The organism is Roseobacter sp. HKCCA2468, from assembly GCF_037805105.1.
Classification (GTDB): Bacteria; Pseudomonadota; Alphaproteobacteria; order Rhodobacterales; family Rhodobacteraceae; genus M30B80.
On sequence record NZ_JBBLYN010000001.1, the window covers coordinates 936,156 to 949,869 of the forward strand.

Annotated in this window: 12 protein-coding genes and 1 riboswitch; of the genes, 8 read left to right on the plus strand and 4 right to left on the minus strand. The window is 56.0% G+C overall.

What is annotated here, in order from left to right; genetic code table 11:
- The first annotated feature begins 6 nt into the window (after window positions 1-6).
- Window positions 7-1,521, plus strand: coding sequence for an Asp-tRNA(Asn)/Glu-tRNA(Gln) amidotransferase subunit GatB (gatB, locus tag AAC620_RS04695; protein ID WP_340243019.1), 1,515 nt, complete (start codon window positions 7-9; stop codon window positions 1,519-1,521).
- 6 nt (window positions 1,522-1,527) lie between these two features.
- Here the strand turns inward: gatB and AAC620_RS04700 are convergent, their stop codons facing one another.
- Window positions 1,528-1,800, minus strand: a complete 273-nt coding sequence (locus AAC620_RS04700) for a BolA family protein (protein ID WP_340243020.1) — start codon at window positions 1,798-1,800, stop codon at window positions 1,528-1,530.
- A 77-nt stretch (window positions 1,801-1,877) separates the two neighbouring features.
- On the opposite strand from AAC620_RS04700, the gene AAC620_RS04705 reads away from it, so the two are divergent.
- Both AAC620_RS04705 and AAC620_RS04710 read left to right on the plus strand, forming a co-directional pair.
- The gene (locus AAC620_RS04705; RefSeq protein ID WP_340243022.1) at window positions 1,878-2,513 is read left to right on the plus strand and encodes a DnaJ domain-containing protein; all 636 of its coding nucleotides are present in this window, start codon (window positions 1,878-1,880) and stop codon (window positions 2,511-2,513) included.
- Window positions 2,514-3,728 carry a BaiN/RdsA family NAD(P)/FAD-dependent oxidoreductase gene (locus AAC620_RS04710; RefSeq protein WP_340243023.1) on the plus strand — a complete coding sequence of 405 codons (1,215 nt, stop codon included), beginning with the start codon at window positions 2,514-2,516 and terminating at the stop codon, window positions 3,726-3,728.
- On the opposite strand, the gene AAC620_RS04715 is transcribed toward AAC620_RS04710, so the two are convergent.
- From AAC620_RS04715 to metZ, 3 genes are all read right to left on the minus strand, one after another.
- The gene (locus tag AAC620_RS04715; protein WP_340243025.1) at window positions 3,703-5,151 is read right to left on the minus strand and encodes a TrkH family potassium uptake protein; all 1,449 of its coding nucleotides are present in this window, start codon (window positions 5,149-5,151) and stop codon (window positions 3,703-3,705) included. The genes AAC620_RS04710 and AAC620_RS04715 overlap by 26 nt on opposite strands.
- A gap of 227 nt (window positions 5,152-5,378) precedes the next feature.
- A complete protein-coding gene (gene folE2 / locus AAC620_RS04720; RefSeq protein ID WP_340243027.1) occupies window positions 5,379-6,476 on the minus strand; it encodes a GTP cyclohydrolase FolE2 in 1,098 nt (365 codons plus the stop codon).
- Between the two features lie 168 nt (window positions 6,477-6,644).
- Window positions 6,645-7,883 (minus strand): O-succinylhomoserine sulfhydrylase, encoded by a 1,239-nt coding sequence (gene metZ, locus AAC620_RS04725; RefSeq protein ID WP_445322433.1) that lies wholly within the window; start codon window positions 7,881-7,883, stop codon window positions 6,645-6,647.
- Between the two features lie 37 nt (window positions 7,884-7,920).
- A riboswitch (SAM riboswitch) is annotated at window positions 7,921-7,999 on the minus strand.
- Window positions 8,000-8,340: 341 nt separating this feature from the next.
- On the opposite strand from metZ, the gene AAC620_RS04730 reads away from it, so the two are divergent.
- The 5 genes from AAC620_RS04730 to AAC620_RS04750 all read left to right on the plus strand — a co-directional run bounded on the left by AAC620_RS04730 (window position 8,341) and on the right by AAC620_RS04750 (window position 13,661).
- Entirely contained in the window at window positions 8,341-9,213 is an 873-nt protein-coding gene (locus AAC620_RS04730; protein ID WP_340243029.1) for a 5-bromo-4-chloroindolyl phosphate hydrolysis family protein, read from the plus strand.
- 39 nt (window positions 9,214-9,252) lie between these two features.
- Window positions 9,253-10,416, plus strand: coding sequence for a toxic anion resistance protein (locus AAC620_RS04735; RefSeq protein ID WP_340243031.1), 1,164 nt, complete (start codon window positions 9,253-9,255; stop codon window positions 10,414-10,416).
- 32 nt (window positions 10,417-10,448) lie between these two features.
- Entirely contained in the window at window positions 10,449-11,405 is a 957-nt protein-coding gene (locus AAC620_RS04740; RefSeq protein WP_340243032.1) for a DUF2927 domain-containing protein, read from the plus strand.
- 12 nt (window positions 11,406-11,417) lie between these two features.
- Complete coding sequence (locus AAC620_RS04745; protein WP_340243033.1) at window positions 11,418-12,548, plus strand: SPFH domain-containing protein; 1,131 nt, start codon at window positions 11,418-11,420, stop codon at window positions 12,546-12,548.
- 69 nt (window positions 12,549-12,617) lie between these two features.
- Entirely contained in the window at window positions 12,618-13,661 is a 1,044-nt protein-coding gene (locus AAC620_RS04750; protein WP_340243035.1) for a primosomal protein N' (replication factor Y) - superfamily II helicase, read from the plus strand.
- Window positions 13,662-13,714 lie beyond the last annotated feature (53 nt).

Consider the following 13,714-nt stretch of genomic DNA (forward strand, 5'->3'; position numbering starts at 1 on the left):
TGCGCCATGCTTGACCTCAGCTATGAAGCCCCAAAACCCAAAGTGATCGCGGGTGCCAAATCCGATTGGGAACTTGTGATCGGGATGGAAGTGCACGCGCAGGTCGCAACCCGTGCGAAACTCTTTTCGGGGGCTTCAACGAAATTTGGGGCCGAACCCAATTCCAACGTGGCCTTTGTGGATGCTGGCATGCCAGGAATGCTGCCTGTGATCAACGAGGCCTGCGTGGCCCAAGCGGTGCGCACAGGGTTGGGTCTGAAGGCGGAAATCAATTTGATCTCGGCCTTTGATCGCAAAAACTACTTCTACCCTGACCTTCCGCAAGGCTATCAGATCAGCCAATTGTATCACCCGATCGTGGGCGAAGGCGAGGTTTTGGTCGAGCTTGGCGATGGCACGGCAAGGATTGTGCGCATTGAGCGTATCCACTTGGAGCAAGACGCAGGCAAATCCATCCATGATATGGATCCCGCCCTGTCTTTCGTGGATCTCAACCGCACGGGTGTCGCGTTGATGGAGATCGTCTCGCGCCCCGATATTCGCGGCCCAGAGGAGGCCGCGGCCTATGTCTCTAAATTGCGCCAAATCATGCTCTATCTGGGCACGTGTGACGGGAATATGCAAAACGGCAATCTGCGTGCGGATGTAAACGTGTCTGTCTGCGCACCGGGCGCCTATGAAAAATTCCGTGAAACAGGTGATTTCAGCCATCTTGGCACGCGCTGCGAGATCAAGAACATGAATTCGCTGCGGTTCATTCAACAGGCCATCGAATATGAGGCACGCCGCCAAATCGCCATTATCGAAAATGGCGGCACTGTGGATCAGGAAACACGGCTCTATGATCCTGATAAGGGCGAAACGCGTTCGATGCGGTCGAAAGAAGAGGCGCATGATTATCGCTACTTCCCAGATCCCGACCTCTTGCCGCTTGAGATTGAGCAGGCATGGGTGGACGACATTCGCGCGAACCTGCCCGAATTGCCCGATGCCAAAAAGGCGCGCTTTATCGGCGATTTTGGTCTGTCAGATTACGATGCTAGCGTTTTGACCGCCGATGTCACCGCCAGCGCGTTTTTTGAAGAGGTCGCGGCGACCGCCAAAGACGGGAAACTGGCCGCGAATTGGGTCATCAACGAACTCTTTGGCCGCCTAAAGAAAGACGAGCGCGAAATCAGTGACAGCCCTGTCTCACCTGCACAGCTTGCAGGCATCATCGCGCTGATTAAGGCGGGGGATATTTCGGGCAAAATCGCAAAAGACCTGTTCGAAATCGTCTATACCGAAGGCGGTGACCCCGCGCAGATTGTCGAAGCGCGCGGCATGAAACAGGTCACAGATACAGGCGCGATTGAAGCAGCGGTAGACGAGATCATTGCCGCCAATCCCACCCAAGTGGAAAAGGCCAAGCAGAACCCGAAACTTGCGGGGTGGTTCGTGGGTCAGGTGATGAAGGCCACAGGCGGCAAGGCAAACCCTGCCGCTGTGAACCAGTTGGTCAGCCAGAAACTAGGGCTGTAACCCTTCTCAGGCGGGCCGCTCAGGCCCGTCTGCATCAATGGCCAAAGCGTGAATTTCGCCCATCAAAGGCTTGCCGATGGCATCATGCACGGCACGATGGCGCGCAATGCGCGACAACCCCGCCAATCCATCAGCGCGGATCACCACGCGAAAATGACTTTCGCCCCCCTCTTGATAGCCGCTATGGCCACGATGGACCTCACTTTCATCGTGAACATCCAACACTTTGGGATTGAATGCTTTTTCTAATGCGTCACGAATTTTTTCGGTTCTTGTCATGAAAATCTTCACCCTAGCCCTTCACCTTCGCCACCAATAGCTTAGACTGCCCGTTCCGAGTCGAGAAGGACAGGCCCATGACCGACAAAGATCCATTTAATTTTGACCTTCGCGTTTCGACCGACAAGAAGAAACGCAAGACGGGCCGGCGTGGCATGTCTGGGGCATTTGAAACCTCGCAGCGCAAATGCGAGCATCCCACCTGCGAAGAGGCGGGGCAGTATCGCGCGCCCAAATCCCCCGACAATCTTGAGGATTTCTTCTGGTTCTGTCGCGAACATGTGCGCGAATATAACCTCAAATGGAATTTCTTTGAGGGCACGACCGAGGCCGAGATGGAAGCGCAGCTTGACCGCGATCGCGTCTGGGACAGGCCGACCAAACCCTTCAAAAAATCGGTTGAAGAAAAAGCATGGGCACGGCTAGGCGTGGATGACCCGCATCAGGTTTTGGGCGGCAATGCCACCCGTAATCCAGGGCAGGCAGGTGGGGCACAATCGGGTCGCAAACTGCCGCCAACAGAACGGCGTGCGCTTGAAATTTTGGAAGCACGCGACACGATGAACAAGACCGAAATTCGCAAATGCTACAAGGCGCTGATCAAGGTTCTACATCCCGATATGAATGGCGGTGACCGTTCGGATGAGGAACGCCTCCAAGAGGTGGTCTGGGCTTGGGATCAGATCAAGATTAGCCGCAATTTCGTGGACTAAATGGCACAGCTGCCGCAGCATCATGTCAGCACCCTAATCCTTGGCGCGGGTGCGGCGGGGATGATGGCCGCGGCCCATTCGGGCGCGGGCGTTTTGGTGATAGACCACGCAAAAGCCGCGGGCGAGAAAATCCGCATCTCAGGCGGCGGGCGATGTAACTTTACCAATATCTACTGTGACCCTTCGGCGTTTTTGTCCGAAAATCCGCATTTCGCCAAATCTGCCCTGTCGCGATACGGCCCCTATGATTTTCTAGATTTGGTCAATCGTCACCGCATTTCATGGCATGAGAAAACCTTGGGGCAGCTTTTCTGCGACACATCTGCAAAAGAGATCATCGCCATGCTGCGGGCCGAGATGGCGGTGGTCGGTGCCGAACTTTGGCTAGAAACAAGCATTTCTTCCGTGCGGCAGAGCGGGGATAAATTTTGCGCATTAGTCGAAAAACAGGGCCAAGCGCGCGAGATATATGCCGATCATCTCATCGTGGCTACAGGCGGAAAATCCATCCCCAAAATGGGTGCTACAGGCTTGGCCTATCAGATTGCGGAAACCTTCGGTCACCGCGTCACTGATACCCGCCCTGCCCTTGTGCCCTTTACGTTTGACGAGGGGCTGCGCGCGCGGTTCGTGGCGCTGGCTGGGCTCTCCCTGCCTGTGCGCGCAAAGGCGGCCGATGCAGAATTTGACGAAGCCATGCTTTTCACCCATCGCGGCCTGTCTGGCCCCGCCATTTTGCAAATTTCATCCTATTGGCGCGAAGGGCACGAGATCACGCTGCATATCGACCCCGAAACGGATTTTTTCGCTGTCCTGCGCGAAGCGCGGGGTCAATCAGGCAAGCGCAGCCTGCAAGGGGTGCTGTCCGATTATCTGCCCAAAGCCTTTGTTGCGGATTTTGGGCAAACCCAAAGCCTTGCCGGCAATATCGCCGATTGCAGCGATGCGCGCCTGCGCGAGATTGTAGAGGCATTGCAAGACTGGCGACTGCGGCCCACAGCCACCGAAGGGTATCGCACCGCCGAAGTGACCTTGGGCGGTGTCGCGACCGATGGCTTAAGTTCCAAAACCATGCAGTCCACGCATATCCCCAATCTCTATTTCATTGGTGAAGCGGTGGATGTGACGGGTTGGTTGGGCGGATATAATTTTCAATGGGCATGGGCCTCGGCCGTTGCGGCAGGGGCGGCTATCCGCGCCAAAAGGCAGGCATGAACAGCACCAAAACCGCCAACAATTCAAGGCGGCCAAGCAACATGCCCAGCGTCAAAATCCACTTCGCCGCATCATTGAGCAGCGCGAAATTGCCAGAGGGGCCAATCACATCCCCCAACCCTGGCCCGATATTTGCCAAGGCGGTGGCAGCCCCGGATACCGAGGTGACGAAATCTAGCCCCGTCAGTCCCAAAGCCACCGAGAAAATCCCCAACAACACGAAGAACAGCACAAAGAACCCCATGACGGAGGAGAGGACATCTGCCGAAACAGGCCGCCCCTCAAAGCGAGGTTCGAACACACCATGGGGGGCCGACAAGCGGCGCACTTGGGTGGAGATGGATTCGAGCAAAATCTGGTAGCGGAATATTTTGATGGAACAGGAGGTCGAACCCGCGCATCCCCCGATCAAGCCGACAAAGAAGAACACCACCACGGGCAAAGGCCCCCAAAGTTGGTAATCCACCGAAGAATAGCCTGTGCCAGATATGATGGAGGTGACGTTGAACAGCCCTTCGCGGATCCCATGCTCGAGATGGTCGCCATTCGCGACAATCCGATACACTGTCATGATCAGCACAAGGGCCGTGATGACCCCGAGATAAGCGCGCACTTGGCTGTCGCGATAAAGCGGTTCTGCCGTGCCCGCCAAAAGTTGCACAAAGCGCACAAAGGGCAGGCTTGCCAAAATCATGAACACCGCCGCGACATATTCAAGCGGGCCTTGATAAACCCCAAAAGAGGCATCCGTGTTCGAAAACCCACCCGTGGACAGCGTGGTAAAGGCGTGGAAGATCGCGTTGTAAAAGGTCATGCCTAAGGCCCAATAAGCCAGAAAGCACAGGAAGGTCAGCGCCACATAGATCACCGAAATACGCGCCGCAATTTCAGTTGCGCGGGGCAAGATTTTTCCCATTGTTTCAAATGCCTCGGAGCGGAAGATTTGCATCCCCCCCACCCGCAATTCAGGCAAAAACACCATCGCGACCACGATGATACCCACCCCGCCAAACCATTGGATCATCGCCCGCCAAAGGTTCAGCCCGTGGGGTAAATATTCCAAGCCTGTGAAAACAGTTGAGCCTGTTGTCGTCAGCCCTGACATCGCCTCAAACACTGCATCAACAATCCGTGCATCTGTTGCGCCGAACACAAAGGGAAGCGCCGCAAAGATCGGCAAAATCGCCCAAATCGCGGTTGTCAGAAGAAAGGTCTGTTGTAGGCTCAGGCCCTGCTGCACCCCATTTGCGCAAGAAAACACCAAAGCAAGGCCGATAAACACAGAGATTGCGGCAGACTCGGCAAAGACACCCCATTCGCCATTGGCCAAGGCAAGATCCACCCCCATAGGCACAAGCATCGATACCCCAAGAAAGGTAACGATCAGGCCAATGACATATCCAACGGGGCGTATATCAAACATGACGCAGAGCGTTGGCCCCTGACTTAGGCAGTGTCAAGCATGGAAGGGCCTAAAACCCCGCCAAAGCCTTGATCTGGGGCTTCATTTCATTTGCAAACACCACGCCCGCAGTTTACTGTGTTCGGTAGTATACGACCGGACTGCTTCGTCAGACCGAGCAAAGCCTCAAGACAGCGTCACATCCGTGACCCGCGTCTTGGGGCTTTTTTCGTATGGGGTCTTGGCCCTTAGCCGATATGGAACAGGCTTTGGAACAGGCGCGGGTCAAGGCTGGCCTGCTCAAACGTGGCGCCTTCGGTCAAGAGGCTAACCGCGTCATGGCTGTGCAGGCTTTCTTGGTGGCTTGCCAAAACACGGAAATCGCCCACGCGTGGATCAGCTTGCAACTCGCCCGCGAAAAGGCGGGCCGCATCTTCCACAAAGATCGGGTTTGCGGCGTTTAATTCCGCGAAGGCTTGTTCATCCTCGCGTTTCACCATGACCTGCGTTTCTGTTGGCACAGCGCGGCGCGCCATCTCAATCAGGTCTTCAAACCACAAACACCCTGCGTCAGAGGCAATCGCGACCGAAATCCGCGCAACAGATCGCTGCGAATGCGGGGTGGCCAATTGCCCACGCGTGGCGCGCGCATGTTCGCTCAATTCAAGCGAGCAGGGGCAGGTCGAAGAATAAACGTAATCCAGATGCACCAATTTCTGGCGCACCCCATCGCGCTCGACCAGTTCCAACGCAATGTCATAATATTGATAACCCGACAGGCCAGACCGCAGGCTCTGCACCTTCATTGGGAAGGAAAGGCGCATTTGGATACGCGCATCAAAACTTTCGAGGTCGGATTTGTAATCATCAAGCGCGGCTTCGATCACCTCAAAGCTGAACGTTTTTTCGGCATGGGCATAGAAGCTGCGCATGATGCGGCTCATATTGATGCCCTTTTTTCCTGCCTCTAGGCTGACGGTGCCCGTCACCGAAGTTTCCAGCATCACATCGCCATTGTCGCGGGTGTGATAGCGGATAGGCAGGCGGAAATTGGAAATCCCCACATGTTGGATCTGACGCTTGGCTCCTTTGATCAGCGAGGCGGGGCCATTTTGAAGATCAGGAAGACCCGCCTTATAGGCTGCATCCACTGTAAAATCCTGCGGATAGCTGCGCGAAAATTCGGGATAATCTTGGGAGGGGGTCAAAAGTTTGGAGACAGCAGGATCAAGGGCGGCACGCTCCGCCATGCTTGCGCTTTCCGCCCACTGTTTCAAAAGCGCCAAGGCCGCACGGGCCTCGTCTTGGGTTGGTTCACTCGCAACTGCACCAATATGGACGTTCATCTCATCACCCCTTCGGCCACGCGACCCTCCCATCATATGGGTGTTGGTGCGCGGAATCCAAACTTGTTTTGTGAATAGTTTACGATTGTGAACGCTGAACGGATCAATATTGGCCCGACAAATATCGACCAATTCCTTGAGTTTCCGACAAAATCCCAAAAATAAGGGTTAATTTGCAGCGTGCGCAGCACCGAGCGCGTGTTTCAAATCCCTTAACAGGTCGTTAACGTCCTCAAGCCCCACCGACAGGCGCACAAGACCAGATGTGATGCCCAGATGTTGCTTTTGGTCCTCAGGCAAACGCTGGTGAGTCGTTGTGGCAGGATGGGTGATAATAGATTTTGCATCGCCCAAATTATTGGAGATTGTAATGATCTCTAACGCGTTGAGGAACCGAAACGCCGCATCGCGCCCGCCCTCCAGTTCAATCGCGATCACTGTGCCGCCTTTTTGCATTTGCGTGCGGGCAAGCATGGCTTGCGGGTGGCTGTCGAGATGAGGATAGAGCACCCGCGCCACACCCGTCTCGCCCTCTAGCCCTTGCGCAATGGCAAGAGCAGTGTCGGCTTGGGCGTTCACCCTCAGGTGGAGCGTTTCCAAACCCTTGAGCATAACCCATGCGTTAAAGGGCGACATCGCCGCGCCTGTATGTTTCAGATAGGGTTCCACGGTCTTGCGAATGAACGCGCGGGTGCCACAAATCACCCCGCCCAAACATCGCCCCTGCCCATCAATATGCTTGGTCGTGGAATAGATGACGACATCAACGCCCAGTTTACGATTGTCTTGGAACAAGGGAGAGGCAAACACGTTGTCCACCACCACCAAAGCGCCTGCATCATGGGCCAGACGCGCAACCGCGGCGATATCGACAACCTGCAACGTGGGGTTCGAAACACTTTCAAAGAATACAGCGCGGGTTTTGCCCTTGATGATTGCGGCTTCCCATTGGGTCAGGTCATCGCCATCCACAAACGTGACCTCAACCCCGTAACGGGTCAAAATCTCCTCAAGAATGTAGAGACAAGACCCGAACAAGGCGCGCGCAGACACCACATGATCCCCCGCGCGCAACATGGACATCAGCGCGCCATTCACCGCCGCCATTCCAGAGGCGGTTGCAAAAGCATCTTCGGTGCCCTCAATCGCCGCAATCCGATCCTCGAACATTGCGACAGTCGGGTTGCCATAGCGGGCATAGATAAATTCCTCACGCCCCGCTTCGATAAAGCGGGCCTCGGCCGCCTCGGCGCTGTCATAGACAAAACCTTGGGTCATAAAGATTGCCTCAGACACTTCGCCATATTGGCTGCGGCGGGTGCCTGAATGCACTGCGCGTGTCTGCACCGAAACAGTATCGGGCAAGGATTTCAAACCTACGGATTTCTTGGCGCCTGTGTCTGACATTTCATATCCCTTCCATCTGAACGGTCGGGCATCATGCGGCAAGCAGGCCTCGACCTCTTTAGCGGCATTTTTTTTGTGGCCCGCAATCCGGTAAACAAATCGCCACGCGACAGGGCATTACGCCTTGACCCTGATCGGGTCAAGGGGCCGCAAGCCAAAGCACCGCGCCAAGCGGCGGGATTGCAACCCCGACAAGGACACCCCACATCTTTGCCAGTCACACCACCGCAAAGCAGCCGCAGGGTGCAATATATGTATGAATTTTATGTTCTTTAGGTTGACACATTGGGTTGCTAAAGGTGAAACCTAAAACAGGGGTAAGGGAATGACCAATCCCATCTGTGGTATTGTAAAAGGATTTGGCCATGTCGGCTAAACCCATCGGGGCAATTGCATTTGCGATCTTGGTGATCGTCATCCTAACGGCCGCTTTTGGCGGCTTTGGGGAATTCTAGACATGGCCACACGCTACACAGCTCAATTCAGCCCCAACGCCCCTTCAGGCGCACGAGACGCCACCCTCCCCTTCAAGGGCCGCCGTCCCATGCGGTTTGGGGCGCGCCTGAATATTTACGCGGCCTTGCCTGTCATCGCGGCCTTTCCCAGTTTCTTTCAACCCGTCTCAACGATGTTGGTTGATATGGCGGGCGCGGCTCTGCTTGGCTTTGCGGCAGGGTTGACGCGGGAGGGCATCAAGGCAGAAGACGCATATTCCGTGCGCATTGTGGCGCGCCGCCCCATGATCCCGCGCAAAATTATGGCTGCCCTCATTTGCGGTCTGGCGGTGGGTCTGTTGGTTTGGGGCGGGACATGGGCCATCTTGAACGCCACTGCAATTGCGGTTTTCGCAGGGGTTTTGCACCTTGCAGCTTTCGGTATTGATCCGCTGCAGAATAAGGGCATTTCGGAGGTAAACAGCACCGCTGAGCGCCGCCTCGCCGATAAAATCGAAGCGGCCGAGGCCCTATTGCAGGAGATGCGCGATGCGGTCACCCAGACGGGGCAGCGCGATCTAGAGGCGCGGGTTATCGCCTTCCAACAGACAGCGCAGGCGATGTTCCGCCAAATCGAAAGCGACCCGCGTGATCTGAATGCCGCGCGGCGCTTTTTGGGGGTTTACCTTGAAGGCGCACGCGATGCCGCAGTTAAGTTCCAAAGCCTATATGCGGCACATCCTGATGCGGCGCTTAAAACCCGCTTTGAGGGGCTTTTGAACGATCTTGAGCGCGACTTTGCCGCGCGCACCACCAAACTGGCTCAAAACGACACGGAAGACTTGGATCTAGATATCGAGCTTTTGCGCGAAAGACTGGCGCGCGAGGCTGTTTAAAACCGCCCCTCCGCGCAGGGGTTTACATTGGGGGATAGAATGACCGACACAAAAACTGCCGCGCGTGACGCAAGTAAATTGGTCGATGAAATTAACGCCGTGGTCTTGACTGACCCAAGCGACCTGCTGCCAGACCCGAAGGCCGCAGACAAACCGACCGCCGAGGCCATCGCCAAAGCAATTGCAGAAATTGATATGCATGACACAAATTCAATCGTGTCTTTCGGTTCCGCCGCGCAGGCAGAATTGCAGGTCATTTCACAGGCAATGCTCGATGGCGTCCGCAACAAGGATGTCGGCCCCGCAGGTGCATCGTTGCGCGATATTGTTGGCACGATCCGCGGCTTTTCCGTGGAGGAGCTTGACCCCACCCGCAAAATCAGTTGGTGGGATCGCCTGCTTGGCCGCGCCAAGCCCGTGCATGATTTCCTTGCGCGTTATGAAACCGTGCAGGGTCAAATCGACAAGATCACCGATGATCTGTTGCGGCATGAACATCAGCTCATGCGTGACATTAAGTCATTAGATCAACTTTATGAAAAGACATTACAATTTTATGATGCGCTTGCCATTTATATTGCCGCAGGCGAGGCCAAACTGGCCGCGTTGGACAATAATGACATCCCTGCGAAGGAAGCGGAGGTGGCCGCCCCACCCGAAGCCGATCAAGTGATCCGCGCGCAAGAATTGCGCGACCTGCGCGCTGCTCGCGATGATCTTGAGCGGCGGGTGCATGACCTTAAGCTGACACGCCAAGTCACCATGCAATCCCTGCCCTCGATCCGCTTGGTGCAAGAAAATGACAAATCCTTGGTCACCAAGATCAACTCAACCTTGGTCAATACCGTGCCGCTGTGGGAAACTCAATTGGCACAGGCCGTGACCATCCAACGCTCGACCGAAGCGGCCGAAGCGGTGCGCGCAGCCAATGATCTGACCAATGAACTGTTGGAAAAGAATGCCTCGAATTTGCGCACATCCAATCGTATGATCCGCGAAGAAATGGAGCGTGGCGTTTTTGATATTGAGGCGGTGAAACGCGCCAATGCAGAATTGGTTGCAACCATCGAAGATAGCCTTGCGATTGCAGATGAAGGGCGGATGCGCCGCGCCAAAGCAGAAGAAGACATGATCAAAATGGAGGCGGAATTGCGCGATACGCTGGCCGCCGCCAAGGCAAAATCCACAAGCACCGCGTCCTAAGCGCGGAGAGATAAGGCGTCATTGTGTTGATTATGGGTAAAGTGAGGGTTTTGGGGCAAAAGGCTTGGCGCGGTCTATGGGTTGGGGCGGCGCTTGGCCTTTTGGCGGGATGTCAGGCCCTCGGGCCAAGTGCCACGGGGCAGAACGGGGTGGCAAGCAGCATAGCGACCACCACCCCTTCGGCTGAGAGCGCGCTTTACGCGCAATATTACGCCCAAACCGAGGCGCGGCTTCTGCGTGAGGGGTTATTGCGCCAATCCGCCACCCCCTCGGATGCGCCCGTGTCGCGCCGTGCTTTGGCGCGCAATTTCGAGGCCATTGCGCTTTATGATGAATATGCTCTGGAAAACGGGCGCTTTGTCGCCCGTCAAACCCCCTCGCGGCTGAGGCGATGGATTGATCCTGTCCGTATCGAAGCCCATTTTGGGCCAGCAACCGACCCACAGAAAATGGCACGGGATCGCCAAATTCTGGCCAATTACACCCGACAACTCAGCCGCGCCGCGCGGCATCCGATTGATTTGGTCGGATCGGGTGGAAATTTCCATGTGCTGTTCATCAGCCGTGACGAGCAAGCAGAAATCGGCCCCTATCTGCGCAGCATCGCGCCCAATATTGATGCTTCAATCATCCGCGAAATTGAGAACCTGCCGCGCTATACGTTCTGCTCTGTCTATGCATTTGCGCGTTCAAATGCGCAGCCAGAATATCGCAGCGCCATTGCCGTAATCCGCACAGAGCATCCCGATTTGATGCGCACCTCCTGCATCCATGAGGAAATCGCCCAAGGGTTGGGATTGCCCAATGACAGCCCAACGGCGCGTCCCTCGATTTTTAATGATGATGAAGAATTTGCACTTTTGACCGCGCATGACGAATTGCTGTTGCGCGTGCTGTATGACCCGCGCCTAGACATTGGCATGACCCCTGATGAGGCGCGCCCCATTGTCGAAGCGATTGCCGCAGAATTGATTGACGCGTCTAGCTAAAGAAGGCTGCTCATGCCCATTTTTGATTTCCTCTCAGGTCAATTCATTGATGTCATTGAATGGACGGACGACACCCGTGACACATTGGTTTATCGCTTTGAGCGCGAGGGGCATGAAATCAAATACGGGGCCAAGCTGACTGTGCGCGAAGGCCAAGTTGCGGTGTTCATCCATGAAGGCCAATTGGCGGATGTCTTTACGCCCGGTCTCTACATGCTTGAGACTAACAATATGCCGATTATGACCAGCCTTCAGCATTGGGATCATGGGTTCAAATCGCCGTTCAAATCCGAAATTTATTTCGTCTCGACACAGCGGTTCACCGATTTGAAATGGGGCACGAAGAACCCTGTGATGCTACGTGATCCCGAATTTGGGCCAATCCGCCTGCGCGCCTTTGGCACCTATACTGTGCGCGTCAGCGATGCGGCGCGGTTCATGACCGAAATCGTGGGAACAGATGGCGAGTTCACCACGGATGAGATCAGCTTCCAAATCCGCAACATCATCGTGCAGCAATTCTGCCAAACTGTGGCCAATAGCGCCATTCCCGTTTTGGACATGGCCGCGAATACGGCTGAATTCGCCAAACTGATCGCCGCGCGGATTTCTGACACCATAACCCAATATGGCCTGAGCCTTCCCGAGCTTTATATCGAGAATATATCCCTGCCCGAGGCGGTTGAAGCCGCGCTTGATAAGCGGTCTTCGATGGGCATCTTGGGCGATATGAAGACCTATACTCAATTTGCCGCCGCGGAGGCCATGCAGGCGGCAGCACAAAACCCTCAGGGGGATGGCGGCATGGGCGCGGGTCTGGGTATGGGCTTGGGCATAGGGGCCGCACAGGCCGCGTTTCAAGCAGGGCCTTGGGGTGCAGCCCCTGTTGCCCCCGTTGCGCCTGCCGCACCACCCCCGCCACCAGTCGAACATGTGTGGCACATTGCCGAGAACGGTGCGACCAAAGGGCCATTTTCCAAGGCCAGCCTTGGCCGCATGGCAACCGATGGCACATTGACCCGCGACACGCTTGTATGGACGGCAGGGCAAGACGGATGGATGCGCGCCGAGGATGTGCGCGAATTGGCGCAGCTCTTCACCATCCTTCCACCGCCGCCACCGCCACCGCCACCCGCGCCCTAAGTCGTGATGCCAAAGGCAAAGACAGATCAACCCCATCGCCGCTTTCCCTGCACCGCCTGCGGGGGCGATATGCGTTGGACCCCTCAAGTAGGCGCGATGGTCTGCGCGCATTGCGGCGCGCAAAGCAGCGTGGAGATGCCCGATCAAGGCCCTTGGGATGTCACGGCAATCCGCGAACAGGATTATCGCGCGGCTTTGCGCGCATCCCGCGAGACAGCGCAGGAGGTTGAAACCCGCGTCTCAACCTGCCCGAATTGCGCTGCCCGTGTTGAAGTGTCAGACACAGATCACGCGCTAGAATGCCCGTTTTGCGCCACGCCTGTTGTGGTTGGATCTGGCGCACATCGACAGATCAAACCCCAAGCCGTGCTTCCCTTTACCTTGACCGAGCGCGAAGCACATCGCGCGATGGAAAATTGGCTCAAGGGGCTGTGGTTCGCCCCCAATGGTTTGAAGAAATACGCAAGCGCCTCGCGGCAGACGGAAGGGATTTACACCCCCTATTGGACATATGACGCCAAAACCGCGAGCCAATATCGCGGGCAGCGCGGCACCGATCACACCACCAGCGTCTCGGATGGCAAGGGGGGCCGGCGCAGCAGCACCACAACAACATGGCGCCGCGTCACGGGGCAGGTGCGATTGGCGTTTGACGCTCTCTTGGTCTTGGCTTCAGAAAGCCTGCCCAAGCGATTTACCGACACGCTCGCACCGTGGGATTTGACCGCCCTTGCCCCCTATCAGCCAGAATTCCTGTCAGGTTTTCGGGCCGAAGCCTATAGCATCGACCTAGAGACGGGGATGGAGGAGGCCCGCGCGCGGATGGATCAAGCAATCCGTGCCGCAATCCGCCGCGATATTGGCGGCGATCATCAGCGCATTGACCATGTCGACACGGAAATTTGGGATGTGACCTTCAAGCATATCCTGTTGCCTGTCTGGGTATCGGCCTATCGCTATGGCGGAAAGTCCTATCGCTTTGTTGTCAATGGGCAGACGGGCAAAGTAATGGGAGAGCGACCCTATTCCGCGATCAAAATCGCTATCGCGCTGATCCTGGCGGCTCTGTTGGCGCTTGGCCTCGCTTATGTCTATGACGGATACATCCGTTAAGGCGCTGCATTCTTGTTTGCGCTAACATCAATCTCTTGCTAGACCACGCGGGC